Here is a 25,780-nt window from a genome sequence, read left to right on the forward strand (position 1 = left end):
CGATGAAGCTGGTTTATTTTGCATGGGTGCGCGAGCGCATCGGTCTGCCTGACGAGACGGTGGACCTGCCTGCGGACGTGAACACGGTTGCGGACCTGCTCAACTGGCTGAAAGGGCGGGGAGAAAACTACGGGGCCGCCCTGGAACGGCAGGACATCATCCGTGTCGCCATCAACCAGGAGCATGCGGACCATTCCGCGCCCCTGCCCGCCAATGGTGAGATTGCGCTGTTCCCGCCGATGACCGGAGGGTGAAAATGGTGCCAACGTGTGAACCCCTGGTACGTGTACAGGCAGATGATTTCGACCTCGCCACAGAAGCCCGGCGGCTCACCGCCGGGCGACGCGATGTTGGTGCTGTCGTGAGCTTCACGGGTCTCTGCAGAGACGAGAACGGGATGCTTGAGGCACTTGAACTCGAACATTACCCCGGCATGGCAGAGGCGGAGATCGCCCGGATTGCCAGTGAGGCAGCGGGGCGCTGGCCACTTACGGGTCTGACGGTTATCCACCGTTTCGGAAAGATCGTGCCCGGCGATAATATCGTGCTCGTGGTGGCTGCCTCGTCCCACAGGCGTGCAGCGTTCGAAGCCGCCGACTTCCTCATGGATTTTCTCAAGTCCCGTGCGCCCTTCTGGAAGAAAGAGCATGTCAGAGGAGGCACCGGGGCAGGCTGGGTGGAAGCGAAGGATGCAGACCTGGACGATATGAAACGCTGGGAGCGTTGAAACCAGATGCCTTTACGCCTTGCTAACGATAGCGTTCATTTCTCTCAAGACTAGACGTTTCGACAAACCATTCAGGGTTATAGCTTCCTCCAGGTAACGCCGGGGAGCGCAATGTCGGAATCTTTCCAGACGATGCTGATTGCGGGAACGAGCCCCGCATGGTTGATCGCAGCTGCAGGCCTTGCGGGGTGCCTGGGGCTTGGATATCAACTGGCCCGTGTCAGCCGGCGCTATCGCGACGCGCGGGACGATCAGAAAAACCATCAAGAACTCATCGACAACCTTTCCGAAGGCATCTACCGGTCTTCGCCCGACGGACGGCAGTTGAGCGCAAATCCTGCACTTGTGCGTCTTAACGGTTACGAGAGCGAGGCAGCACTCCTTGCGGGGGTCAAGGACATTGCCAAGGAATGGTATGTGGACCCCACCCGACGCGATGCGTTCCGAGCGGAGCTAGAGGCCAACGGCAAGGTCGAGAATTTCATCTCGGAAGTACATCGTCACAAGACGCGGGAACGTATCTGGATCAGCGAATCGGCACGCCTGGTGCGCGACCGCCGAACCGGCAAGCCGCTCTATTATGAAGGCTCTGTTCGCGAAATCACCGAAACGATGAAGCGCCTGAAACTTCAGGACATGTTCGAGAAGCTGACATCGCAACTGCCCGGAGGGCTTTTCCAGTTACTGCGGCGTGACAATGGCGAGTTCTCCGTTCTCTACGTCTCAAAAGGCTTCCGCCATTTGCTCGGCTATGACGACCGCACAGTGCCGGAGAACCCGAACACCGTTCTCCACATGGTCCACAATGATGACCGCGCAAACTACCTTGAAACGCTGAGGGATTCAGGCCTCAAGCTTCAACCCTGGGAATGTGAATTTCGCATTCATGCGGTGGATGGAGCGGAGAAATGGCTGCGTGTCGCGGCAATGCCTGAAACCACAAAAGAGGGTATTGTCTGGCACGGCTACCTTTCCGATATTTCCCCGCGCAAGAAGAATGAAATGGAGATCGAACGCCTGGCGTTCTACGATCCATTGACCCGGCTTCCCAACCGCCGGCGGCTCTTCGATCAGGTGGGCCGTCAAATGGCGTTATGCAAACGAAGCGGGCATCGCGGGGCGATTCTCTTCATCGATCTCGACAACTTCAAGACCCTTAATGACACAATGGGCCATGATGTCGGTGACGTCTTTCTCAAGCAGGTGGCCGATCGCCTTCAGGCTGCCGTTGGGCCGCAGGACGCGGTGGGCAGGATCGGCGGTGACGAGTTTGTGATCGTTCTTTCCCTGAATGACACCACGGCTGCGACGGCTACGCGCAACGCAATCGTGGCCGCCAACCGGGTTCTTGCTGCCCTGCGGCAGGAATTCGTTCTGGGGCACATGATCCATCACACGTCGGCAAGCGTCGGCGTTCTCGTGTTCGACGGCAGCGAGAAGGGCCCTGAAGTGCTGATGAAGAATGCCGACATGGCGATGTATCAGGCGAAGAGCCTGGGCCGGAATAACGTCGCCCTGTTCGATCCGAAAGTGCTGCGGAAGGAGCGCAAGCGTTTTCGACTGCTCAACGATATGCGTAGCGCGCTGGTGGATAACAATCTGGAGCTGCACTACCAACCCCAGGTGAATGCCGCCGGCCATGTGGTGGGAGCAGAGGCGCTGCTGCGGTGGAACCACGCGGAGCACGGCGCGCTTTCGCCAAGCGACTTCGTGGGGCTGGCCGAACAGCACGGGCTTGCGGAACTCCTGGGGCGCGGTGTGATCGACACCAGCGTGCGCACCCTTGCCCAATGGAAAGACAACCCGCGCCTTGCGGGATTGCGGATGGCCGTGAACATCAGCCTCAAATCGCTGCGCGATCCGGATTTTCTCGACTTCCTGCACGACAGGCTCAATACGCACGGCCTCGATCCCCAGCGTCTGACACTGGAGATGACAGAACGTGTTCTGACCAGCGATCAGATGCAGATCACCCGGCGCATGCATGAGCTAAAGGCGCTGGGTGTGCGGCTTTCGCTCGACGATTTCGGAACGGGTTATTCCTCCATAGCCTATCTGAAAAAACTGCCTTTTGACGAACTGAAGATCGATGGAAGCTTCATTACCGATATCGAGAGCAGCGAAAGCAATCGTGCGCTGGTCCAAACCATGCTGGACATGGCCTCCACGCTTGGTCTTTCTGCCGTCGCAGAACACGTGCAGACCCAGCAGCAGGAAGTTCTGCTGAAATCATCAGGCTGCATGTATTTCCAGGGCTGGCTCTATGGCCGCGCCATGACGGGAGGCGACTTCGCCAACTATGTGCTGGAGCGCAATCCCGCTTCCATCCTCAAATTTCCGAACTCGCGCCAGGGCGCATAAAAAAACCGGGGCTGAACCCCGGTTTCAAAGAACAGCGCTTGATGAACGCTCGTCAGTCAGCCGACGATTTCGGTGTCGGAGAACCAGTAGCGGATCTCTTCGGCTGCGGTTTCAGGCGCATCGGAACCGTGAACAGAGTTCTCACCGATCGACGTGGCGAATTCCTTGCGGATCGTGCCCTCGGCGGCTTCGGCCGGATTGGTTGCGCCCATAATCTCACGGTTCTTCAGGATGGCGTTCTCACCCTCGAGAACCTGAACGACGGTCGGGCCGGAGGACATGAACTCACACAGTTCGTCGAAGAACGGCCGCTCCTTGTGGACCGCATAAAAACCCTCGGCCTGACGGCGGCTCATCCACACGCGTTTCGAAGCCACGACACGCAGGCCGGCATCTTCGAGCTTCTTGGTGATGGCGCCGGTCAGATTGCGCTTGGTGGCATCCGGCTTGATCATGGAAAATGTGCGTTCGATCGCCATGGTCGGTCCTTCGATTGTCTGGAGTTTGAGCGTCGGCTCATTCTTGGAGATGGCGCGCTCTATAGCGGTCTCGAAGGCACATGGGAAGGCCCTTCCCTTCAGGAGGCCGCCGGGATGCGCCGAGCAATCCCGTCGTGAAGGTCCAGGCAGCGCTCGAACCAAGTGGTTACCGGGTCATCCACGGCCAGAAGCGGGAACGGAGAAATAACGCGCGCCCACTGGAAAATGCCCGCCACGATATAGTCGGCAAAAAGAGGCCTTTGCCCGCCGATGAACGGCTGCTCGGAAAGCATTAGACGTAGTGGCAGCAGGCTCGCACGAAATCCCTCAAGACGATCTTCCCGCCCCCTTGCCGCCTCCTCCAGCGTGCGCCCGAACCGTTGTTCGCGGCTGCTGCGGAAATACACCTGGTCGGCAAGGTCGAGTGCAGCGTGGATTTCAAGAAGCAAAGAAGGGCCGATATAGCCTATGAGAGTGGCCTGCGCCCATTTCTCGATGAAACGCGAGAGAGCCTTGCCCCCCTCGCCTTCGAAGAGCGAGGAGCGGTCGGAATAGGTTTCTTCCAGGTAAAGTGCGATCTGGAAAGAATCGGCACATGTTCTGCCGCGGTCCCGAATGACCGGAACGGTCTTGAAGCTACCAGCCTCAATCTCTCCGATATCCGTAAAGCGAACCGGCATCGACTTAAACTCAAGCCCCTTGTGGGCGAGCGCAAAGGCAACTTTCCAGCAATGCGGACTGAAAGGGCGGGCTTCATCCGCGCCCACGAGATCGTACAATACAATCGTCACGCCTGGTCCTTTCTATTCCGGATGAGACCTGAGAGATTGCTCACGATTGCATATCCACTGTTCAAAACAATGTTCCAAACGCAGGATTTTCTGCTCCAGACCTCGGACAAAGACGATGAAACAGCATTTTGAGATGTTCGCCTCCTACAACTCGTGGGCCAATGCGAAAATTTATGAGGCTGCACAGGTCCTCGATGCGGACGCGCTCAACCGGAACGTGGGCATCTTCTTCGAATCGCTGATGGGCACACTCAATCACATTCTTGTGGCCGATCTCATCTGGATGAAGCGATTTACGGGAGAAGGCGCGGCCCCAGCCCGGCTGGACACGATCCTGCATCCGGCACTTCCGGCTCTGCGCATCGCACGAGAAAACGAGGACAAGCGTATTTTAAACTGGATAGAGAATCTCGATGAAGAAGCTTTCTCCGGCCGCTTCACCTATGTCACCGTCACCGACGTGCGAACGGTTTCACAACGCCTTGCGCCCGCACTGAGTCACTTCTTCAACCATCAAACACACCATCGCGGGCACGCCCACGCGGCTCTGTCGATCCTCGGGATAGACGCACCTTCTATCGATCTGATATACTTCCAGAGAACAAAACAAGGATCACGTTTTGGTTGAATTGATATATACATATTTCAACCAACAATAAATCATGTAAATTGAATTTTATTACAATTTTTTTATTTTTATTTACTTGAATAAACTCTATCGTAAATGCGGGTATTTAATAATCCATAGCTGCCCTACCCTCCTTATTGTCGAAACTTACTTCGACCCAACTAAGGAGGACGATGATGAGCAGGAAGTATAGAACAGTACTCGCCAACCTGGCGTGTGGGGTTGTTGTGCTCAGCATGTCAATGCCCGCAGCGGCAATCGACCTTGGCGGCGTCAGCATCGGCGGAAATGACCGCGGCGGTGTCAGTGCCAGTGTGGGCGGCGTTTCCGCGTCGGTCGGCACCAGCAACGGCGTATCGGCCGACGTCAATGCAGGTCTGGGATCAACATCCGCCAATGTGGGTGCTTCGGTCGGAGGCGGCAGCGTTGCCGGCATCAATGCAGACGCGAATGTCGGTGGAGCGGTTGGCGCACGGAGCAACACAACGGTTGGAGGCGGCGGCGGGAGCCTCTTCGGTTCCAACACCACGGCGTCCATCGGCGGCGACAGCGGTTTAAACGCAGGCGTCAACGCGAATGTCGGTAACGGCGGTCTCGGGACCCGTCTGAGGCTCCGGCTGGGCGCAGATGACAGCCCAGGAACCGGCGGTCCCGGCACTGGTGGTCCCGGCGTTGGGGGACCTGGCAATGGCGGTGGGGGTATCGGTGGCGGCGGCAGCCTGGGGCACCGGGCTATCAGCGGCATGAGCGATCAGCAGATCGCAATTTACCGCAAACGCTGCGTCAACATCCTGCGCAATCCAAACGCATGGGAATACGATCTCGTGCAGCTGTGCAAACTTCTGCGCCAAGCGGCCGCACGTTGAACGCCGTTTCATGAACCGGGTGTGGCCCACTTTGTCTGGGCCACACCTGTCTGCTTTTGGCAACACCCGCCATTTTCTGTCAGCCCGCGGCTTCTGGTTCGACAGTCGTGGCTTGCAAGGCTGACGACGACCCGTCAAAACGCCGTCATGTTGACCATTTCAAACTTATCGCTGCGCATTGCAGGCCGGCTCCTCATCGACCAGGCTTCGCTTACCCTTCCAGCCGGAACGAAGGCAGGCCTTGTTGGCCGGAACGGCACCGGCAAGACAACCCTCTTTCGCGCGATCACCGGAGATCTTGTATCCGAAAGTGGGACGGTAAGCGTGCCCAAAGGGACCAGGATCGGTCAGGTTGCACAGGAAGCGCCTGGCACGGACGAGCCGTTGATCGATATCGTTTTGAGGGCGGACACGGAGCGCGAAGCACTCCTCACGGAGGCCAACACGGCCACCGACGCGCATCGCATCGCCGAAATCCAGACGCGACTGACCGATATCGATGCACACTCTGCGGAGGCACGCGCGGCATCAATCCTGTCCGGCCTTGGTTTCGACGCGGATGCGCAGAAGCGTCCCGCATCGTCGTTTTCCGGTGGCTGGCGCATGCGCGTGGCGCTTGCGTCGGTGCTCTTCACCCAGCCCGATCTGCTGCTGCTTGACGAACCGACGAACTATCTGGATCTCGAAGGCACGCTCTGGCTTGAAAACTACCTGTCTCGCTACCCGCACACGGTTCTTCTCATCAGCCATGACCGCGACCTTCTGAACCGGGCCGTATCGTCAATCGTGCATCTTGAGCGCAAGAAACTGACCTTCTGGCGCGGGGGCTATGACCAGTTTGCCCGTCAATATGCCGAAAAGGCCGAGCTTCAGGAAAAGATGCGCGTCAAGCAGGAAGCCCAGCGCAAGCACATGCAGTCCTTCGTCGACCGCTTTCGTTACAAGGCTTCAAAGGCGCGCCAGGCGCAATCGCGGCTGAAAGCGCTGGAACGCATGTCGCCCATGGCCGCAGTCGTGAACGAGACGGTTTTGCCGTTCCGCTTTCCCAATCCTGAAAAAGCGGTCGCCTCCCCCATCATCGCGCTTGATGGCGGCGCTGTCGGATACACGCCGGGCAAACCCGTTCTGCGCGGACTGACATTGCGCATCGACAATGACGACCGCATCGCGCTTCTTGGCGCGAACGGCAACGGCAAGTCGACTTTCGCGAAACTGATCGCCGACAGGCTGACGCTGGAAAAGGGCACCAAGACGGTCGCACCCGGTCTGAAGGTGTCCATTTTTGCCCAGCATCAGCTTGATGATCTGCGGCCCGACGAAGACGCCTATCAGCATTTGCGGCGGCTGATGCCCGATGCTCCGGAGGCGAAAGTGCGGGCACGGGTGGCGCAGTTCGGCCTGACCACCGAAAAAATGTCGACACCCGCCCGCGACCTGTCGGGCGGCGAGAAGGCGCGGCTTCTGATGGGCCTTGCCACGTTCGAGGCTCCGCACCTGCTTATCCTCGATGAGCCCACCAACCATCTCGACATCGATAGCCGAGAAGCGCTTGTCGAGGCGCTCAACATGTTCGACGGAGCGGTGATCCTCATCAGCCATGATCGACACCTGATCGAGGCGACGGCAGACCGCCTGTGGATTGTCGGCGATGGGACCGTTTCCTCCTATGACGGTGATATGGACGATTACCGCGCCCGCATGACGGGCGGGGCAAGCCGCAACCGGGAAAAGCGGGAAACAGACAAGGCTTCCAAGGCGGACAAGCGCAGGGAGGCGGCGCGCAAGCGCGCAGCTCTCGAACCACTTGCCAAGGAAATCAAGGCCACCGAAGGGCTGATTGACAGAACCCGCAAACGGATCGACGCCATCGAGGCGCGGCTCGCCGATGCGAGCCTCTACGACAAGGAGCCGAAAAAGGTCTCGGAACTAGCCAAGGAACGTTCCGATCTTGCCGCCATGCTGGCAAAGCACGAAGACCGCTGGCTCACGCTTTCCAGCGATTATGAGGAAGGGATGGCTTCGTGAAACGGCCCCTCACCATTGGCTTCGACGCCGATGACACGCTTTGGCACAATGAACGCTTCTATCGCCTGACGGAGACGCGCTTTGCGGAGTTTCTTGCGGATTTTGCAGAGGCCGGGCACCTGACAGAGCGCCTTCTGCAGGCCGAGAAACGGAATCTGGGAAAATACGGGTTCGGCATCAAGGGCTTCACCCTTTCCATGATCGAGACCGCCATCGAGGTGACGGACGGACAAGTGCCAGCGGCGACGATCCGTGACATTCTCGATGCAGGCCGGGAGATGCTGGACCATCCGGTGGAAACCCTGCCCTACGCGCGCGAGGCCCTGGAGACGCTTGCCGGGCGTCATCGGCTGGTGCTGATTACCAAGGGTGACCTGTTCGACCAGGAACGCAAGCTGGCAGCATCGGGCCTTGGTGATTACTTCGATGCCGTCGAAATTGTCAGCGACAAATCACAGGCCACCTATCAGCGCATATTCGCGACACACGGGGATGGGCCTGAGCATGCTGCTATGATCGGAAATTCGCTCAAGTCCGACGTGATCCCGGCAATCGAGGCTGGGGCCTGGGGCGTGTTCGTGCCGCATGATCTGACCTGGGCGCACGAACATGCGGATGAACCGCACACTGAACCGCGTTTCCGCAAAATCACGCATCTGGGTGAAATCGAAGCGGTTCTGGCGGAAATCGGCTAGCGTTTTCGGCGCTCTGACGGCGCCAGGCGCAATCGCCCTTCGACGAGATCAGGATGAGGGCTCCTGCAAGGCAAGGTGCTTTACGGGCCGAAAGCGAATCGGCCGTCTAGGCCTTCTTCTGCCAGCGTCTATCCGGACCCTGCTGCCAATAGGTGACGGCATGGCCGGCAGATTTGAGGGCTTTCCAGTATCCGCGCGCAGCGTCGAGCTGAGCGGCGTCGTGACCGTCGAACATCACGACAGCGCGCTCATATCCTTTCACCCCGGTCGGATCGGCTCCATCCACGAAAAAGCGGATCTGAGCGCCATTCGGATTGATTTCTGCATCGGTCAAGAGCACCGGTTGGTGCTCTGCATGCGCGTCCCGATCGGTGCCGTGGGCGAGGAAGGCCTCCTCGCGCCACGTCCACAACCAGTTGTCGAGTGCGTCGCAACGCTCGCGGGTGCCCGTCTGGATCACCACTTTCCAGCCCCGTTCGAGGCTTTTCTCGACCAGGGACGGCAACGCTTCCTCCAGGGTCGATTCTGTCAAGTGGTAGAAAAGAACGTCCATCGGCCTATTCATAGTGATCCGCTACAAGGCGGTCGAGCAGACGCACACCGAAACCCGAACCCCAGGACCGGTTGATCTCGTCGAGGGGCGCGCCCATCGCTGTGCCTGCAACATCGAGATGCGCCCAGGCTCCCTCCTTGACGAAACGCTTAAGGAACTGTGCTGCAGTGATGGACCCAGCCATGCGGCCAGCGGAGTTTTTCATGTCCGCATTCTTCGAATCGATCTGCTTGTCATAATCTTCGCCAAGGGGAAGGCGCCAGACCTTCTCTCCGGTGGCCTCGCCCGCCGAAAACAACCGCCCGGCCAGCGTGTCGTCGTTGGAAAACAGGCCCGCCCGATGATGGCCCAGCGCCACCATGACCGCACCGGTAAGCGTCGCGAGATCGACCATGAACTGCGGCTTGAAGCGATCGTTGCAATACCAGAGCACATCGGCCAGCACGAGCCGCCCTTCCGCATCGGTGTTGATGACCTCAATGGTCTGGCCGGACATGGATGTGACGATGTCGCCCGGGCGCTGGGCATTGCCGTCAGGCATGTTCTCGACGAGACCGATCAGGCCGACAGCATTGACCCTGGCCTTGCGGGCAGCGAGCGCATGCATGACGCCCATGACGGCAGCGGCACCGCCCATGTCGCCCTTCATGTCTTCCATTCCTCCGGCCGGCTTTATGGAGATGCCGCCTGTGTCGAACACCACGCCCTTGCCGACGAAAGCGACAGGCTTCTCCTTCGCCTTGCCGCCATTCCATGCAATGATTGCCAGGCGTGGCGGCCGGACAGACCCCTGTGCAACGCCGAGCAGCGCGCCCATGCCAAGCTTCTTCATTTCCTTCTCGGTCAGAATCTCGACCTTGGCGCCAAGCTTTTCCAGCTCCTTCGCCTTTGCGGCAAACTCGACCGGTCCGAGAACATTGGCCGGTTCATTCACAAGGTCACGGGCGAGCACAACGCCATTGGCGACAGCCTCGGCGCGCACAAAAGCCTTTTTCGCTGCGGACGGATCGGCGCACTGGATGACAATCTTCAGCTTCTTGGCGGGTTTATCGTTTCCATTGTCGCGGCTCGTGGTCTTATACTTGTCGAAACTGTAGGCGCGCAGCAGCATGCCAAGCGCCAGACTGGCGACCGCCGCCGCATCGATTTCGGCGCCATCGACCTCCGCCACGAGGGTAATCTCTGAAGCGGATTTCCCGGCGGCCAAAGCCGCGCCGCCGATTTTAAGAAGCGCTTCCTCGGCAAGCTCTTCGGGTTTGCCGACACCGATGGCCGTGAGCCGATCGAGCTGCGACCCGGCGGGTGCCAGTACCTCAACGCTCTTCGCCAGTTTTCCCGAAAATCCCGAAACCTCAAAGGCTCGGGCAAGCACACCCTCGGGGTCACAGGCCTTTGCTTTTTCTCCCAGACCGCCACCTTCGTTCGCCAGAACGATGACGGTACCCTTCCCGGGCATTGCAAATTTGGCGAAGGAGACGCTCGGTCTGTCGGTCATGATATTTCCCAGATTTCCGTGATTGGTCGATAGAAGGCGCCGGCGATCTTGGAGGTTTTATGCAAATTGGCAAGGCCCGCACGCAGGGGCGTTCCGATTTTTCACCGATGCGTGCAACCTGCGCGGGTCAGTTATCAACCCGTAAGCAAGCTGTTAACCGCGTTTGTTTCGCATTTTCTAACCAATCCCACCCAAAGTCACCCATGGGACAAGAAATGGTGGGCCGCCCTTCAAAGCCGGCAGTTGCGCATTGTGCGCGCGTGTCAGGACCGTTAGGTTCGCGCGCGCCTTTAAAGGGCTGTTCCAACGAAACGGATTGTCGATATCCATGCGGGTGATCGAACTTTACATCATGCGTCGCACCTTCGCGCTTTTCGCGGCGGCGTTGCTGTGGGTGCTCGCACTGGTGTGGACGACGCAGGTCCTCAACCGGATCGACCTCGTGACCGATAGCGGGCAATCCGCTGGTACTTTCTTCTTCGTGGCGGCCCTCGTTCTGCCGTCCGTCATCCCCATCGTGATCCCCTTTGCGCTCGGCATCGCTGTCGCTCAGACGCTGGCGACGATGAACTCGGATTCCGAGCTTGTGGTCATCAATGCCTCGGGTGCCCCCCGCGCCACCATCATCCGCCCGGTTCTGATCATCGCCATAGGCGCCAGCATTGCTTCCTTCCTGATCAACAACACGCTGGAACCTGCCTCGCGCCAGGCTTTCCGGTCCGTGTTGGCCAACGCCCGCGCGGATCTGATAACGACCGTGCTTCAGGAGGGATCCTTCCAGAAGGTGGATGACGGGCTTTTCGTACAGGTCTCAGAGCGTCTCCCCAACGGGCTTCTGGGCGGCATTTTCGTGGCCGATTCGCGCGATGAGAACACCAAGCTCGTCTATCACGCGCGAACCGGCGCGGCAGTGGAGCGCGAAGGTGGCTCAATCCTGGTAATGCAAGACGGGATGGTGCAGCGACAATCGGTGAACGGCGACGTCTCGACGATCCGCTTCGATTCATATGCGTTCGACCTTTCGCAGTTCACCAGCGGAGGCGGAGGAGAACCGACACTGCATCCGAAGGATCGGTCACTCGCATTTCTTTTGAACCCGGATGTAAACGACACCTTCTACAAAAAATCGCCCCAGATCATCCGTGCCGAGCTGCATATGCGCCTTTCCGAATGGCTATATCCGCTTGTTTTCGCAATGGTCGCACTTGCCGTTGCAGGCGATGCGCGGTCTTTTCGTGAAGCACGTCTCCACCCCATCGTCACCACAATGGCGATCTCGCTGATCATACGATGGGTCGGGTTTTATTCGGGTACGGAAGCCGAAAGCTCACCATTCTTCTCCTTCGTTCTTTATGCCGCTCCTCTTTTGATGATTGGACTATGTGCGGTGTTCATCCTCACCAATCGCGTGATGGAATTGCCAACGCACTGGGTTGAAAAGCTGAACGCACGCATGCAACGACTGACCGAGAGCATGACGCATTGGCGCGTCAGGCTCGCAAACAGGCGGACACCAGCCGGGAGGCGCGGATGATCGGCCTGACGCTGGGCGGGTATTTTTTCCGCCGTTACGCCTCGATTGCTGCATGGAACTTCTTCGGCATCGGCCTGCTGATCTTCATCGTGACGTTCGCGGAGGTGTCGAGCCGCTCGGCCGGATTGCCTGGCTACACGGCGCAATGGGCCTTCTCGCTTGCCGCTCTGCAGACACCAATCATCCTGTTGCAGGCTATTCCGTTTATCGGGCTCATCGCCGCGATGGCGACGCTGATCAGCCTGAACCGCAAATATGAACTCGTCGTGGCCCGCGCAGCCGGTGTCTCGGCGTGGCAGTTTCTGATACCGATCGCGTTCGGCTCGTTCCTGTTCGGAGTGGTTGCGGTGGCTGCGCTCAATCCTCTTGCTGCCAATGGATTCGCCCAGGCGCAGAGCGTAGAAGCCCAGGTACGCGGCGCCAAGAGCAGCACCAATTCGGAGGCCGAGCAATGGATCAAGCAGCGCTCGGGCGGCGAGGAAACCATCATCGGTTCGAGTGCCGTTTTGAACGGCGGTCAGGTTCTGGTGCGTCCGACATTTTTCCGAATCGATGCCGAAGGCCGTATCTTCGAACGTCTCGATGCCGCGCGAGCGTTCCTCCGCGACGGCTACTGGGACCTGCAGGGCGTGGCACGTCGACGCGGCACTGCTGCGGCAGAGAAAATCGAAAACATCCAGATCGAAACCAATCTTCAGCCTGAGTTCGTTGGCGAGCAGCTCGCCCGCCCTGAAGCAACGTCAATCTATGCACTGCCCGGAAAGATTGAAGTTGCTCGTTCCTTCGGGCTTAAAGCAAACGCGTTTGCTACGCATTTTCATTCACTTGTGGTGTTGCCCCTGCTGCTGGTCGCCATGACTCTGATTGCCGCTACGGTATCGATGAGATTTACCAGAATGGGACAGTCAGCAACGGTAATTCTGGGTGGAATCCTCGCCGGGTTTCTGCTTTATGTGGTTTCGGTCCTGGTCAAGGCGTTCGGCAGTGCTGGAGTCGTTCCTCCGGTTGTGGCTGCATGGACGCCTGTGGTCGTGGCGATGTTCTACGGGGTGACTTTCCTATTGTACAAGGAGGACGGTTAGTGGGGGTTGCGGCAAAGAGAGCCGGCATGTCCACACGGTTAGCGCATTTGATGGGCGCAACCGCGTTGGCAACCTTGTGCACCTATACATTGCTTCCACAGGCCCCTGCCCTTGCGCAGACGGGCGGCCTGGACGTTTCCGACTTGCCGCAGGGTGCGCAGATGCTCCTGACGGCGGACAACCTGATTTACGACAACGATCTCAACACAATCACGGCTGCGGGCGGTGTGCAGATCGAGTATGCCGGCAACAGCCTAGTCGCGGACCGCGTCATCTATGATCGCAGGACATCGCGCGTTGTGGCCCGCGGACGCGTGCAGATCATCGAAGAAGACGGCAACCGCATCTTTGCCGACGAGATCGATGTCACCGACGACTTCCGTGACGGCTTTGTCAACGCTTTGCGGATCGAGACCGTCGACAAGACCTATTTCGCCGCTGAAAGCGCGGAGCGTTCCGGCGGACAACTGACGACGTTTAACAATGGTGTCTACACCGCTTGTGAGCCATGCCGGGAGAAGCCCGGCAAGCCCCCGATCTGGCAGATCAAGGCTCAGAAGATCATCTGGAACGGAGAAACGAAAACGGTTCGATTCGAAGGCTCCCGATTCGAGTTCTTCGGCATGCCGATCGCCTACCTGCCCTTCTTCGAGGTCGCCGATCCGACCGTGAAGAGAAAGTCCGGCTTTCTCATTCCCGGCGCCTCCTACAAGGAAGAGATGGGGGTTGGCATCAGCGTCCCCTATTACTTCGCATTTTCACCGACCTACGACCTGACCGTAACAGGCACCTACTATACCAAGCAGGGTTTTCTCGGTGAGGCCGAATGGCGCCAGCGTTTCGACAATGGCCAATACAGCATCAAGATCGCCGGCATCAAACAACAGGATCCGGAAGCCTGGGATGCGAGCACGGTCAACAGGAGTGAAACCGGTCGTGGCATGATCGGTTCGAAGGGCCAGTTCCGTATCAATCCTCGCTGGACCTTCGGCTGGGATGTGCTGGCGCAGACCGACAAGAATTTTTCGCGCACCTATGGCATCGATGGCTTCTCAGACACGGTGCAGACATCGCAACTTTATCTGACTGGTCTCGACGACCGGAACTTCTTCGATCTGAGAGCCTTTCATTTCGACGTTCAGGAAAACGTTCTCGACGGCTCGATCAATGCGCGGAACGACAAGCAGCCCTGGGTTTTGCCCAGCTTCGATTATTCCTACACGCCGGATGAAGCCGTTGCTGGCGGCGAGCTGAATTTCGATGTGAACGTGCAGAACATTTATCGGGATTCGCTTAGCGGTAATCTGAATTCCCAGAACTCGGGAATCTATGAGCGAATCGACGGTATTGAGGGATTGGCCAGCCGCATGACGGCCGAGGCCGAGTGGAAACGTTCCTTCGTGAGCTCCGGCGGCCTTGTAGTCACACCTATCCTGCAGGCGCGCGGCGATGCGATCTACACCGACTACGATGCCAATACCGTTAATGGTATTACCAGTTTCGAGCTGAACAACACGGCTGTTGGCAGCGATGTTCGCTCATCCTATTACCGCTACATGGCCACGGCCGGCCTTGAAGCCCGCTGGCCCATCCTCTTCTCCACCTCTAGCGCGAGCCATGTTCTGGAGCCGATGGCGCAGATTTTCATGCGGCCGGACGCGCCCCATCAGGACAGGCTGGGCATTCCCAACGAGGATGCTCAATCGCTTGTCTTCGACGCGACGACCTTGTTCGAGCGCGACAAGTTCTCCGGCTATGACCGGATTGAGGGTGGCACGCGCGCCAATGTGGGCATCCGCTATTCGGGCAGTTTTGCCAATGGATGGACCACTCAGGGGCTGTTCGGGCAATCCTATCATCTGGCCGGCGCCAACCCATACGCCCAGACGGACCTCGTCCACGCGGGTGCCTATTCGGGTCTGGAGACGGACGTCTCCGATTTTGTGGGTATGATCGGTATTGCCAGCCCGAACGGTTTTGCGTTTTCTGCCGGGGCACGGTTCGACGAAAAGACATTCGATCTTCGCCGCACTGACCTGAAAACAGCCGCGACCTTCGGCCAGCTCACGACATCGCTGCAATACGCCTATATCGAAGCACAGCCACTCTACGGGTTTGAAGACGACCGGCAGGAAGTTACCGGTGTTGCCAAAGTGCGCTTTGACGAAAACTGGAGCGGCTTTGCCTCGGGCACTTATGATATTGAAAGCCAGACCCTCGTGAAAAACGATTACGGCTTCTCCTACGGCGACGAATGTTTCATCTATTCGATGACCTATTCCCGCAGCAAGAACCGCGATACGCAGGAAGTCAGTCAGTCTTTCGGATTTCGTATTTCACTGCGGACAATCGGTGACTTCGGAACCAGCAGCGGCGAGCTGAATACCAGCTTCTAGCCCGCCTGATACGGCCCCTGTCCAGGTGACGGGGCCGTTTCGAGCACCGCTTGCGCTTTCCTTTCGGTCAAAAGGCCATGTTTTCGCCCCACGCGATGTCGATAAAACAGCTTAAGGGACTGTAGCTCCCGTGCATTTGCTGTTATCTCAGGCGCAATTGCGGGGTGCAAAGATGAGAACAATGACGATGTTTAGCAATTGCAGGCGGTTTCTGAGCGCGGGCGTTCTTACGGTAGCCATGGCAACGGCCCTGCCAATGCTTACCGTAACAAGCGCACAGGCGACGGAAATCCGCTATGTTGTGAACAACGCGCCGATCACCAGCTATGATATCGACCGTCGCGTGGCGTTTCTGAAGCTGCAGCGTGAAGGTGGCAATCTGCGCCAAAAGGCAACCGATCAGATGATCGAGCAGACGCTGAAGACGCAGGAAATGCAGCGTCGCAATATCAACATACCCGATGAAATGGTGAACCAGGCCTATGCCCGCTTCGCCAGCGGCAATCGCATGTCGACCAGCCAGTTGAACACCGTTCTGGCGCAAAGCGGCGTTACCGCCGATCATTTCAAGGAATTCATCCGTTCACAGATCGGCTGGGGGCGTGTCATGCAGGCACGCTCCAGTTCGGCGGGTCGCATGAGCGAGCAGGATGTCGTTGCCAAAATGCTCCAGCAGGGCGGCAGCAAGCCGAGCGCGACCGAGTACATGCTCCAGCAGGTGATCTTTGTGGTCCCTTCGGGGGAGCGTTCCAGTCTTCTGGGCAAACGCAAGCGTGAGGCACAGGCCATGCGCGACCGCTTTCGCGGCTGCGACAGCACGCGCCAGTTTGCCAAGGGCCTGATCGACGTGACGGTACGAGACCTCGGCCGCATTCTGGAGCCGGAGTTGCCGTCCGATTGGAAGGACCAGGTCAAAAAGACCTCTCCCGGAAGTGCCACGGGCGTTCGTGAAACTGAGCGCGGTGTCGAGTTCATCGGTGTGTGTAGCACACGTGAGGTTTCCGATGACCGGGTTGCGCAAATGGTCTTCCAGAACGAAAACTCCGGCAATGACGCCATGGAAAAGGAAGCGCAGGCTTTCCTGGAGGAACTGCGCAAGAATGCGCGCATAAGCCAACGGTGATTTGCCAAGGGCCTGACACAGACGGGCTCCCTTCTTTCCACCAGCTATTTTCTCCAGAAGGAGATGGGTCGTGCTCCCGCTCGCGCTCAGCATCGGCGATCCTTCCGGGATAGGCCCCGAAATCATCCTCAAGGCGTGGCTTGGGAGAGGCAAGTTTGAATTGCCTCCCTTCTATGTTCTTGGGGATCCAGCTCTGCTTTCGGCTCGGGCCCGATATCTGGGACTGGACGTTCCGATTTCAGAAACCGAACCGGAACATGCGACCGCCGGTTTTGCCCAACGCCTGCCGATCTCGCCGCTCGACAACAGGCTGGCCGACAAGCCCGGGCATGCTCAAACGGTGAATGCGGCCGGCGTCATCGAGGCCATTTCGCGTGCCGTGGATGACACTATGCAGATGCGTTCCGCAGCGGTGGTTACAGCCCCCATTGCCAAGAAGCCGCTCTATGACGCGGGTTTTCGCTACCCTGGCCATACAGAGTATCTCGGTCATCTGGCGGCAGAGATTACGGGCACCCCTGCAAAGCCTGTAATGATGCTGGCCGGTCCTGACCTGCGCACCATACCGGTGACGGTCCATGAGCCACTGGCAACCGTTCCCTCGACGCTTACACGGGAGCTTGTGGAAGAGACGGCCAGGATAGCCGTGCACGATCTGCGCGAGCGCTTTGGCATTGCTGCTCCCCGGCTTGCCATCGCCGGCCTCAACCCGCATGCAGGCGAAGGTGGAGCAATGGGAACCGAAGATAACGATATCATCGCGCCAGCAATCCATGCTCTGCGGGCGGCCGGGATCAATGCGTTCGGGCCCCTACCCGCCGACACGATGTTTCACGCACGAGCCCGCCAGCACTATGATGCAGCGCTTTGCATGTATCATGACCAGGCATTGATCCCCGTCAAAACCATAGGCTTTGATGAAACGGTGAATGTCACGCTCGGCCTCCCCTTCATCCGCACTTCCCCCGACCATGGTACCGCGTTTGATATTGCCGCCAGGGGCATTGCGCGCGTCGACAGTATGATCGCGGCCATTCGCCTGGCGAGAGCATTGGCGGACAACACGAGTGCGACCCGATGAGCGCTGACGGCCTTCCCCCATTGCGCGAAGTGATCGCCGCTCACGGCCTTGCTGCGAAGAAGTCGCTTGGGCAAAATTTTCTTCTTGATCTCAATTTGACGGCGAAGGTGGCGCGCGCTGCCGGAAATCTCGAAGGCGCGACGGTCATCGAGGTTGGCCCCGGGCCTGGAGGGCTGACACGTGCGCTTCTCATGGCAGGCGCCGAACGTGTCATCGCTGTCGAGCGCGATGAGCGCTGCCTTGATGCCCTGGCTGAGATCGCCAGTCATTATCCGGGCCGGCTGGACGTTGTCAGCGGTGATGCGATGGAGACGGATTTCGCTGATCTCGCACCACATGCGGCGGGTGAAGTGCGGATCGTTGCAAACCTGCCGTACAATATAGGCACCGAACTCCTGGTGCGCTGGCTCACGCCAGAAACCTGGCCGCCGTTCTATGCTTCCATGACATTGATGTTTCAACGCGAGGTGGCGCAACGGATCGTGGCGCAGCCCGGTGACAAGTCGTATGGCCGGCTGGGCGTTCTGGCCGGTTGGCGCACAGAGGCAAGAATTGCTTTCGACCTTCCGCCGCAGGCCTTTACGCCACCGCCCAAGGTGACCTCGTCAGTGGTGCATATCGTGCCGCGCGCAACCCCGCTGGCCGTCGACCCGGCGAAACTGGCAAAGGTTACCGAAGCTGCGTTCGGGCAGCGTCGCAAGATGCTGCGGCAGAGTCTGAAACCGCTTGGTGGTGAGGTGCTTCTGGCTCGTGCGGGCATTGATGCGACGCGCCGCGCAGAGACGCTTTCGGTGGCCGAATTCGTAACGCTGGCGAACAAGGCCTGAGCTTCAATTCGCCTCTTCTGCGAGGAGCCCTGCCACAAAATCGAACAGGCCGGGGCGCCGGTCGCGGCGAAGCCTCTCCGCCTCAACGATCGAGCGAACCGCGGAGAACGCCCGATCAAGCTGATCATTGATGACCACGTAATCGTAATCGATCCACTTCTCTATCTCGGTGCGTGCGTTCTTCAGGCGCGTCTGGATGATCTCCGGCGTATCCTCTGCCCGCCGCGTGAGACGGCCGAGAAGCTCTTTCATGGTGGGGGGCAGAATGAAGATTGACACGACATCGCCACGCATTTTCTCGCGCAATTGCTCTGCTCCCTGCCAGTCAATGTCGAAGAGCATATCGCGGCCCTCCGTAAGGGCCTTCTCGACCGGGCCACGCGGGGTGCCGTAGAAATTGCCGTGGACCTCGGCCCATTCGAGCAGATCGTCATTGTCGCGCATGATCTCGAACTCGCGCTGCGACTTGAAATGATAGTGCACGCCTTCGATCTCACTGCCGCGTCTCGCGCGCGTTGTCACGCTGACGGAAAGCTCGAAACCGGGAACCTGCGCCAGCAGTGTGCGTGCAATGGTGGATTTCCCCGCGCCTGAAGGCGAAGACAGCACCAGCATAAGACCGCGGCGCGAGACATCGGTGGAAACGGCAGGCGAGGGTTCCGAGGACATGGTCTACTCCAGATTTTGCACCTGCTCTCGAAACTGATCCACGACAGCCTTCAGTTCCAGGCCGATGGCCGTCACCGTTGCCGCGTTGGACTTTGAGCAAAGCGTATTGGATTCGCGGTTGAACTCCTGACCCAGGAAATCGAGCTTTCGCCCGATGGGGCCACCTGCGTCGATCAGCGCCCGCGCCGATGCGATATGCGTGCGCAGACGGTCGATTTCCTCGCGTATGTCGGCTTTTGCCGCGAGAATGGCTGCTTCCGCGTGCAGACGGTCCGAATCGAAGCCGGTGGCTGCATCGATAAGCCGCGATACCTGCTCACGCAGGCGCTCTCGAATGGCTTCGGGAGAGCGCGAAGAATCGGCTTCGACCTGATCGGTCAATGTCTCGATACGGGCCACCTGATCGAGCAAAATGGATTGCAGCGCGCCGCCCTCTTCCCGTCGGGCCTCCTCAAGGCCCTGCAGCGCATCGTCAAAGGCAGCGAGGATCGCCTCGTCAAGTGAAGCACGCATGTCTTCATCCGCCACGGGATCGGCGAAATCGAGAACCCCGCGCAAACCGAGCAGCCCATCGGCTGTGGCCGGCCCCGTACCGAACTCATGCTGAAGCCGTCCGGCAAGAGCCGCAATCTCTTTCAGAAAGTCCTCGTCAACGACAGGGCGACGCAGCGCCGCGCTCTGCGTGAATGTAAGAGAAGCCTGAACATTGCCGCGGGAAAAGCGCTTCTGCAGGCGCTGCCGGGCCGTCTGCTCAATGCGTTCGAAGCCTGCCGGCAAACGAAAGCGCGCTTCCAGGCTGCGCCCGTTGACCGACTTCACCTCCCAGGCGATGCCGCCTGCATCGTGGTCGCGCGCGGCACGGGCAAATCCCGTCATGCTCTGGAGCCTGCTCATGCCTCCCCTCATGCCTCCCCTCTGTGCGCCTGCGCGTCCGGCTCAATTCGAACCGTTGTCGCTCCCGTTTTCTTCCTCCGCCCGACGCTCACGTTCGATCCTGCGCCAGCGAGCGACATTCTCGTTGTGTTCCTTGAGTGTCTTGGCGAAAACGTGCCCGCCTGTTCCGTCGGCGACGAAATAGAGTTCATCCGTCTGAGAGGGGTTTGCCACGGCCTCGAGAGCCGCGCGGCCGGGATTGGCAATGGGTGTGGGTGGCAGACCATCGATAAGGTACGTGTTGTAGGGTGTCTTCTTGTCGAGATCAGACCGATAAATCGGTCGATCAGACGGTTTTCCCTGACCGCCGAACAGCCCGTAGATGATCGTGGGATCCGACTGTAGCCGCATGCCCTTGCGCAAGCGATTGATGAATACGGCGGCAACCCGCGGGCGCTCATCGGCGATTCCCGTTTCCTTTTCAACAATGGAAGCCAGCGTCACGAACTCATTCTTGTCCTTGATCGGCAAATCTTCGTCGCGACGCTCCCAGATGCTGTCAACGAGCTCGCGCTGATCCTCGAGCAGTTTCTCAACGACCGCCGCACGATCCATACCGCGCGTGAAACGTAGCGTATCGGCGGCAAGACTGCCTTCGGGTGGGAGTTCGTCGGGCAGAGTGCCAGAAAGCTCTTCGGTTTCACGGATCCGCTCGAACACCTGGAAGACGGTCTGTCCCTCGGGAATGGTGAGCGAATACAGAACGCTCCTGCCGCTCTTCAACAGTTCCATGATGTCGTGCATGGACGCGCCGGCATCGATGGCGTATTCGCCCGCCTTCAACTGGGAATCCGCACCATAGGCGCGAACGCCGAGCGAAAAGATGCGGGCATCGGAAATAACGCGCTCGCGTTCAAGCAGGCTCGCGATCTGGCGCACACCGGTGTTCGGTTTGATCATCACGGTCTCGGCCGTTCGCGAAGGACCCGGCTGATGGAACTCCCGCTTGCCGAAATAAAATGCGAAGCCGGCAAGAATGACCAGAAATACAACCGATGAGAAGACGAAGTTCAGGAATACCACGAACTGACTGCGCGCACGCTTCGAGCGACGTGGCGGCGGTGTTCCGGCCTCCGGCCGCAAAGTCTGGTTGGCCGATTTGAACGCGCGACCGCGTTCATCGCCTGCCTGACGGCCGAAGCCGGAATTGTCACCGGAAGTCCCTGTCATGCCTCTTGGACCGCTCCCTTCAGAACGGCGCCAACGGTCGCCAGTCCTGTCCTAAATATTCGTGTCTTAAACGTCCACACAGGCTTCGGAAAAACACTCCTCCGGCACCTGACGTTCGCCATCTCGATTCGTGTCTGTCAGACTGAATTGCGAAAATGGCAAAACTGCAAGACCGTTATCGGAAAGCTTCATGCATCATAACGCTTGAACACAAGCGATGCATTGGTGCCGCCGAAGCCGAACGAGTTGGACAACGCTACGTCAACCTGCCGCTCACGCGGCCTGTTGGGTACCAGATCGATTGGCGTTTCCACCTGTGGATTGTCCAGATTGATGGTCGGCGGAGCAATGTTGTCACGAATGGCAAGAACCGAGAAGATCGCCTCTGCCGCCCCGGCGGCACCCAAAAGATGTCCGATTGAGGACTTGGTGGAGGACATCGATACCTTGCTGGCAGAATCCCCCAGGAGACGCTCCACGGCACCGAGTTCAATCGTATCCGCCATGGTGGATGTACCATGTGCGTTGATATAATCCACATCGGCCGGGGAAAGACCTGCACGTTTCAAAGCAGCCTTCATGCAACGGTAGGCACCGTCGCCATCCTCGGCCGGAGCCGTAATGTGGTAGGCGTCGCCGGTGAGGCCATAACCCACGACTTCAGCGTAGATCCTGGCGCCGCGCGCCTTTGCGTGCTCCAGCTCCTCTAGAACAACCACGCCAGCGCCCTCGCCCATGACAAAACCGTCACGGTCGCGGTCATAGGGGCGGGAGGCCTTTTCCGGCGTGTCGTTAAAGCTGGTGGAAAGTGCTTTGCAGGCAGAAAAGCCTGCAATGGAAAGACGCGTGATCGGTGCTTCTGCACCGCCCGCCAGCATAACGTCAGCATCACCCAGCATGATAAGCCGCGCGGCATCGCCAATGGCATGCGCACCGGTTGAGCACGCGGTCACCACTGCATGGTTCGGCCCCTTCAGCCCGTGGCGGATGGACACCTGCCCCGAGACCAGGTTGATAATGTTGCCTGGAATAAAGAACGGGCTGATGCGGCGCGGGCCGCGCTCAGCGAGCGTCAAGGCGTTCTCAGCAATGCCTTCAATGCCACCAATCCCCGAGCCGATAAGCACGCCAGTGGCATATTTTTCGTCTTCGGTTTCCGGTTTCCAGCCCGAATCCTCCAACGCCTGATCAGCCGCAGCAATGCCGTAGGTGATGAACTCACCTATCTTACGCTGCTCGCGCGGCTCCAGAAAAGCATCAGGGTCAAACGCCCCCTCGCCTTCGCGCGGGATCGAATTGGCGATCTTGCAGGCCAGATCATCGACCTCGAAACGATCGATGCGGCTGGCCGCACTCTTGCCCGAAAGCAGGCTCTTCCACCCATGTTCAACACCGAGGCCGAAGGGTGAAAGAAGCCCCATACCGGTGACGACGACGCGTCTCATATGCTGATTATCCGCCTTGACTACGTTTCGTAACGAAAACGCCGGACGGCCTCAGGCGGTCGCCTTGTCGATGTACTTCACAGCATCGCCGACGGTGAGGATCGTCTCGGCTGCGTCATCCGGAATTTCAACGCCGAACTCTTCTTCAAAGGCCATGACCAGCTCGACGGTGTCGAGGCTGTCTGCGCCAAGATCATCAATGAAGCTAGCGCCTTCGGTCACCTTGTCGCCTTCGACGCCCAGATGTTCGACAACGATTTTCTTAACGCGTTCTGCAGTATCGCTCATGAGAGAACCCTCGACTTTCTGAATTTCCGATCTTCGTTAGCCGCACGAATGCCGCTAATCAAGCGAAATGACGACTAAAGCGCCGATACGATCGACGCCCAGTCTGTTATGTTCCGTTAACGATGCACTCTGTGCATGCGGCGTGCGGAACGGCTTCGAGCGGGCGCTTATCACGATTTTAGCGCGCGCGCCAAGAGGTATTCCGCGTGTCCGCGCTTATGGGGAAAGACGCCTCAACCACTCCTCCCAAAGGTCCAGTCACGAAACAGGAATCGCCACAGGACCGGATTTCCGGATGGCTGGAGCCCTTTATTTCCGTGCCCTGCAGGCTTCTCACACCGCGCACCGAGAAAGGACGCTAGCCTGGCTGCCTGATGATTTTCGGCAGTGGTTTCACCTATAATCTCGTGCAGACTTAGTGTGGAGAAACCGAAGTCGAGCAGAGCGCGCATGACTTCAACGGCGCAGCCGTAACGCCCCCACAGATCCGCAGAGAGTTCAATACCCAGTTCACCGCTACCCTGTGGACAATTGGCGGTGCGAACACCCGCACAGCCAACGACCCGTCCGATTCTGCGTTCGACAATGGCAAACTGGTAGTTCCGGCGCGGATGCTCCTGCGCCCATGCGCAAAACAGCGCAACGAGTTCGGCTGGATCCCCCGCTTCCTGTCCCGCATTTCTGCGAGCGGACACAAAGCGGGGGTCTGACTGGTAAGCGGCCAATGCCGGAATGTCGGCGGGCTCGAAATCACGTAGATCAAAGCGCCGTGTGGAGAGCCCGTCCATTGTTGATCCTGCACAAGCCGTATTCAGATCATTGCCATGCCACCATTAACGTGCACGGTCTGGCCCGTGACATAGGAGGCCTCGTTGGAGGCGAGGTATGCTACAGCGGACGCTATTTCCTCACCGCTGCCCATGCGTTTCATGGGAATGGCGCCCATGATCGCGTCGCGCTGCTTGTCGTTGAGCTTGTCGGTCATGGCCGATTCGATGAAGCCGGGGGCAACGCAGTTGACGGTGATCGACCGGCTGGCGATTTCCTGGGCAAGCGACTTGGAAAAGCCGATCAAACCCGCCTTTGAGGCACAGTAATTCGCCTGACCGGGATTGCCGGTAACGCCGACAACGGAGGTGATGTTTATGATGCGGCCGAATCGGCGGCGCATCATCGGGTGTGTCAGTTCGCGCGTCAGCCGGAAGACCGATCCAAGATTGATTTCCAGAACCTGATCCCAGTCATCGTCGCTCATGCGCACGAAGAGGCCGTCGCGGGTGATGCCGGCATTGTTGACGAGGATATCGACCCCCTCAAGTTCCGATTCCGCCTTCTCGGCCAACTGTTTGACTTCATTGCGGTCAGACAGGTTGGCGGGAAACAGCCTGACGCGATCACCGAGATCGGCGGCAAGCGACTCCAGCTTTTCAACCCGCGTGCCGTGCAGGCCGACAATGGCACCCTGGGCATGCAAAGTGCGCGCGATGGCCTCGCCGATGCCGCCGGACGCCCCTGTCACCAGTGCCTTGCGGCCGCTCAGATCAAACATGGCCTTGTCCTTTTCAATCACCTAAATTCTTCGTTGTATAAGCGGCCCGGCTCAGCCGAGTGCCGCCATTGCCGCTTCGATATCTGCCGGTGTGTTAACCGGGACTGCGGCAAGATCACGGTTGATGCGACGGGCGAGACCAGACAGCACCTTGCCGGAGCCGATTTCATAAAGCGTCTCCACGCCGTTCTCTCCAAACCAGTCGATGGTTTCGCGCCAGCGCACACGACCCGTGACCTGCTCGACCAGTCGTTCGGCTATCTCTTCGGGATCCCTCAAAGGCGAGACGGTGACATTAGCCACCACCGGAACGGCCGGGGCGTGTTTCCTGACACCGGCGAGCGCTTCGCGCATGGCCCCGGCAGCAGGCTGCATGAGCGCGGAGTGGAAGGGTGCGGAAACCGGTAGCATTATCGCGCGTTTGGCACCCTTTTCCGACGCGAGCCTGGCAGCCTCCTCGACGGCGCTCCTGGCACCGGAAATCACGAGCTGTCCGCCGCCATTGTCATTGGCGATCTGGCAGACGCCTTCCTTTCCGGCAGCAGAGCAGACCGATTCCACGTCTGAAGCTTCGAGACCGATGATCGCGGCCATCGCCCCTTCGCCCACCGGCACGGCAGCCTGCATGGCATTGCCTCGAATGCGCAAAAGCCGCGCGGTGTCAGCCAGCGAGAATGTGCCGGCAGCGCACAGGGCAGAATATTCACCAAGCGAATGACCGGCCACGAAGGACACTTTGTCCCTAAGCGAAAGACCGCCCTTCTCCATCACCCGCATAGCGGCGATTGAAACGGCCATCAGCGCTGGCTGTGCATTGGCGGTGAGTGTCAGTTCGTCCTCAGGACCTTCCCACATGATTCTGGAAAGTTTCTGGTTGAGCGCGTCATCAACCTCCTGGAAAACGTCCTTTGCCTCGCGGAACGCATCGGCCAGATCGCGCCCCATGCCGACAGCCTGACTTCCCTGACCTGGAAAGGTGAAAGCGATGCCCATCGCCAAATCTCCGGTATTCGTCCTTGTCGGGCGCATCTGGTGACGCAACACAATCGGCGCGTCAAGCTTT

General features: G+C 58.9%; 25 protein-coding genes. 13 read left to right on the forward strand and 12 right to left on the reverse strand.

Annotated elements, in window-relative coordinates; genetic code table 11:
• The first annotated feature begins 2 nt into the window (after nucleotides 1–2).
• From moaD to P2W41_RS12310, 3 genes are all read left to right on the forward strand, one after another.
• Nucleotides 3–254, forward strand: a complete 252-nt coding sequence (gene moaD / locus P2W41_RS12300; protein ID WP_292894403.1) for a molybdopterin converting factor subunit 1 — start codon at nucleotides 3–5, stop codon at nucleotides 252–254.
• Between the two features lie 2 nt (nucleotides 255–256).
• Nucleotides 257–727, forward strand: coding sequence for a molybdenum cofactor biosynthesis protein MoaE (locus P2W41_RS12305; protein ID WP_404933279.1), 471 nt, complete (start codon nucleotides 257–259; stop codon nucleotides 725–727).
• A gap of 111 nt (nucleotides 728–838) precedes the next feature.
• A complete protein-coding gene (locus tag P2W41_RS12310) occupies nucleotides 839–3,088 on the forward strand; it encodes a bifunctional diguanylate cyclase/phosphodiesterase (RefSeq protein ID WP_292894400.1) in 2,250 nt (749 codons plus the stop codon).
• Nucleotides 3,089–3,144: 56 nt separating this feature from the next.
• Here P2W41_RS12310 and ndk read toward each other — a convergent pair whose 3' ends face one another.
• Together ndk and P2W41_RS12320 are read right to left on the reverse strand one after the other, a co-directional pair.
• Nucleotides 3,145–3,567, reverse strand: coding sequence for a nucleoside-diphosphate kinase (ndk, locus tag P2W41_RS12315; protein WP_292894398.1), 423 nt, complete (start codon nucleotides 3,565–3,567; stop codon nucleotides 3,145–3,147).
• A gap of 98 nt (nucleotides 3,568–3,665) precedes the next feature.
• On the reverse strand, nucleotides 3,666–4,358 hold the full coding sequence (locus P2W41_RS12320; protein ID WP_404933280.1) for a glutathione S-transferase family protein: 693 nt from the start codon (nucleotides 4,356–4,358) through the stop codon (nucleotides 3,666–3,668).
• Between the two features lie 115 nt (nucleotides 4,359–4,473).
• Between P2W41_RS12320 and P2W41_RS12325 the strand changes: the two genes are divergently transcribed.
• From P2W41_RS12325 to P2W41_RS12340, 4 genes are all read left to right on the forward strand, one after another.
• Nucleotides 4,474–4,986, forward strand: coding sequence for a DinB family protein (locus tag P2W41_RS12325; RefSeq protein ID WP_404933281.1), 513 nt, complete (start codon nucleotides 4,474–4,476; stop codon nucleotides 4,984–4,986).
• Nucleotides 4,987–5,162: 176 nt separating this feature from the next.
• Nucleotides 5,163–5,852 carry a hypothetical protein gene (locus P2W41_RS12330; protein ID WP_404933282.1) on the forward strand — a complete coding sequence of 230 codons (690 nt, stop codon included), beginning with the start codon at nucleotides 5,163–5,165 and terminating at the stop codon, nucleotides 5,850–5,852.
• 147 nt (nucleotides 5,853–5,999) lie between these two features.
• Entirely contained in the window at nucleotides 6,000–7,877 is a 1,878-nt protein-coding gene (locus P2W41_RS12335; RefSeq protein WP_292894387.1) for an ABC-F family ATP-binding cassette domain-containing protein, read from the forward strand.
• On the forward strand, nucleotides 7,874–8,572 hold the full coding sequence (locus P2W41_RS12340; RefSeq protein WP_404933283.1) for an HAD family hydrolase: 699 nt from the start codon (nucleotides 7,874–7,876) through the stop codon (nucleotides 8,570–8,572). Before P2W41_RS12335 ends, P2W41_RS12340 begins: the two co-directional genes overlap by 4 nt.
• Before the next feature lie 106 nt (nucleotides 8,573–8,678).
• Here P2W41_RS12340 and P2W41_RS12345 read toward each other — a convergent pair whose 3' ends face one another.
• On the reverse strand, nucleotides 8,679–9,125 hold the full coding sequence (locus tag P2W41_RS12345; protein WP_292894381.1) for a DNA polymerase III subunit chi: 447 nt from the start codon (nucleotides 9,123–9,125) through the stop codon (nucleotides 8,679–8,681).
• 4 nt (nucleotides 9,126–9,129) lie between these two features.
• Nucleotides 9,130–10,620, reverse strand: a complete 1,491-nt coding sequence (locus P2W41_RS12350) for a leucyl aminopeptidase (RefSeq protein ID WP_404933284.1) — start codon at nucleotides 10,618–10,620, stop codon at nucleotides 9,130–9,132.
• 328 nt (nucleotides 10,621–10,948) lie between these two features.
• Here P2W41_RS12350 and P2W41_RS12355 point away from each other — a divergent pair, with 328 nt between their 5' ends.
• From P2W41_RS12355 to rsmA, 6 genes are all read left to right on the forward strand, one after another.
• Nucleotides 10,949–12,154 carry an LptF/LptG family permease gene (locus P2W41_RS12355; protein ID WP_292894376.1) on the forward strand — a complete coding sequence of 402 codons (1,206 nt, stop codon included), beginning with the start codon at nucleotides 10,949–10,951 and terminating at the stop codon, nucleotides 12,152–12,154.
• On the forward strand, nucleotides 12,151–13,236 hold the full coding sequence (gene lptG / locus P2W41_RS12360) for an LPS export ABC transporter permease LptG (RefSeq protein WP_292894373.1): 1,086 nt from the start codon (nucleotides 12,151–12,153) through the stop codon (nucleotides 13,234–13,236). Before P2W41_RS12355 ends, lptG begins: the two co-directional genes overlap by 4 nt.
• 26 nt (nucleotides 13,237–13,262) lie before the next feature.
• The gene (locus P2W41_RS12365) at nucleotides 13,263–15,632 is read left to right on the forward strand and encodes an LPS-assembly protein LptD (protein WP_404933285.1); all 2,370 of its coding nucleotides are present in this window, start codon (nucleotides 13,263–13,265) and stop codon (nucleotides 15,630–15,632) included.
• Between the two features lie 187 nt (nucleotides 15,633–15,819).
• Entirely contained in the window at nucleotides 15,820–16,755 is a 936-nt protein-coding gene (locus tag P2W41_RS12370) for a SurA N-terminal domain-containing protein (protein WP_404934977.1), read from the forward strand.
• 70 nt (nucleotides 16,756–16,825) lie between these two features.
• Nucleotides 16,826–17,836 carry a 4-hydroxythreonine-4-phosphate dehydrogenase PdxA gene (gene pdxA, locus P2W41_RS12375; protein WP_404933286.1) on the forward strand — a complete coding sequence of 337 codons (1,011 nt, stop codon included), beginning with the start codon at nucleotides 16,826–16,828 and terminating at the stop codon, nucleotides 17,834–17,836.
• Complete coding sequence (gene rsmA, locus P2W41_RS12380; RefSeq protein WP_292894364.1) at nucleotides 17,833–18,663, forward strand: 16S rRNA (adenine(1518)-N(6)/adenine(1519)-N(6))-dimethyltransferase RsmA; 831 nt, start codon at nucleotides 17,833–17,835, stop codon at nucleotides 18,661–18,663. The genes pdxA and rsmA overlap by 4 nt, the downstream gene beginning before the upstream one ends.
• Before the next feature lie 3 nt (nucleotides 18,664–18,666).
• Here the strand turns inward: rsmA and gmk are convergent, their stop codons facing one another.
• The 8 genes from gmk to fabD form a co-directional block, all read right to left on the reverse strand.
• Nucleotides 18,667–19,332, reverse strand: a complete 666-nt coding sequence (gene gmk, locus P2W41_RS12385; protein ID WP_292894361.1) for a guanylate kinase — start codon at nucleotides 19,330–19,332, stop codon at nucleotides 18,667–18,669.
• Between the two features lie 3 nt (nucleotides 19,333–19,335).
• Nucleotides 19,336–20,226 (reverse strand): YicC/YloC family endoribonuclease, encoded by an 891-nt coding sequence (locus tag P2W41_RS12390; protein ID WP_404933287.1) that lies wholly within the window; start codon nucleotides 20,224–20,226, stop codon nucleotides 19,336–19,338.
• Between the two features lie 42 nt (nucleotides 20,227–20,268).
• Nucleotides 20,269–21,435, reverse strand: coding sequence for an endolytic transglycosylase MltG (mltG, locus tag P2W41_RS12395; protein ID WP_404933288.1), 1,167 nt, complete (start codon nucleotides 21,433–21,435; stop codon nucleotides 20,269–20,271).
• Between the two features lie 188 nt (nucleotides 21,436–21,623).
• Nucleotides 21,624–22,880 carry a beta-ketoacyl-ACP synthase II gene (fabF, locus tag P2W41_RS12400; protein ID WP_404933289.1) on the reverse strand — a complete coding sequence of 419 codons (1,257 nt, stop codon included), beginning with the start codon at nucleotides 22,878–22,880 and terminating at the stop codon, nucleotides 21,624–21,626.
• Nucleotides 22,881–22,931: 51 nt separating this feature from the next.
• The gene (locus tag P2W41_RS12405; RefSeq protein ID WP_007007691.1) at nucleotides 22,932–23,168 is read right to left on the reverse strand and encodes an acyl carrier protein; all 237 of its coding nucleotides are present in this window, start codon (nucleotides 23,166–23,168) and stop codon (nucleotides 22,932–22,934) included.
• A gap of 233 nt (nucleotides 23,169–23,401) precedes the next feature.
• Nucleotides 23,402–23,956 (reverse strand): GNAT family N-acetyltransferase, encoded by a 555-nt coding sequence (locus P2W41_RS12410; protein ID WP_404933290.1) that lies wholly within the window; start codon nucleotides 23,954–23,956, stop codon nucleotides 23,402–23,404.
• Between the two features lie 23 nt (nucleotides 23,957–23,979).
• Nucleotides 23,980–24,717: a 3-oxoacyl-[acyl-carrier-protein] reductase gene (gene fabG, locus P2W41_RS12415; RefSeq protein WP_404933291.1), complete on the reverse strand. Its 738-nt coding sequence runs from the start codon at nucleotides 24,715–24,717 to the stop codon at nucleotides 23,980–23,982.
• Between the two features lie 51 nt (nucleotides 24,718–24,768).
• Nucleotides 24,769–25,710, reverse strand: coding sequence for an ACP S-malonyltransferase (gene fabD, locus P2W41_RS12420; RefSeq protein WP_404933292.1), 942 nt, complete (start codon nucleotides 25,708–25,710; stop codon nucleotides 24,769–24,771).
• Nucleotides 25,711–25,780: the final 70 nt, after the last annotated feature.

Origin of the sequence: Nitratireductor sp. L15S-10 (genome assembly GCF_045011005.1) — a bacterium.
GTDB lineage: Bacteria > Pseudomonadota > Alphaproteobacteria > Rhizobiales > Rhizobiaceae > Nitratireductor.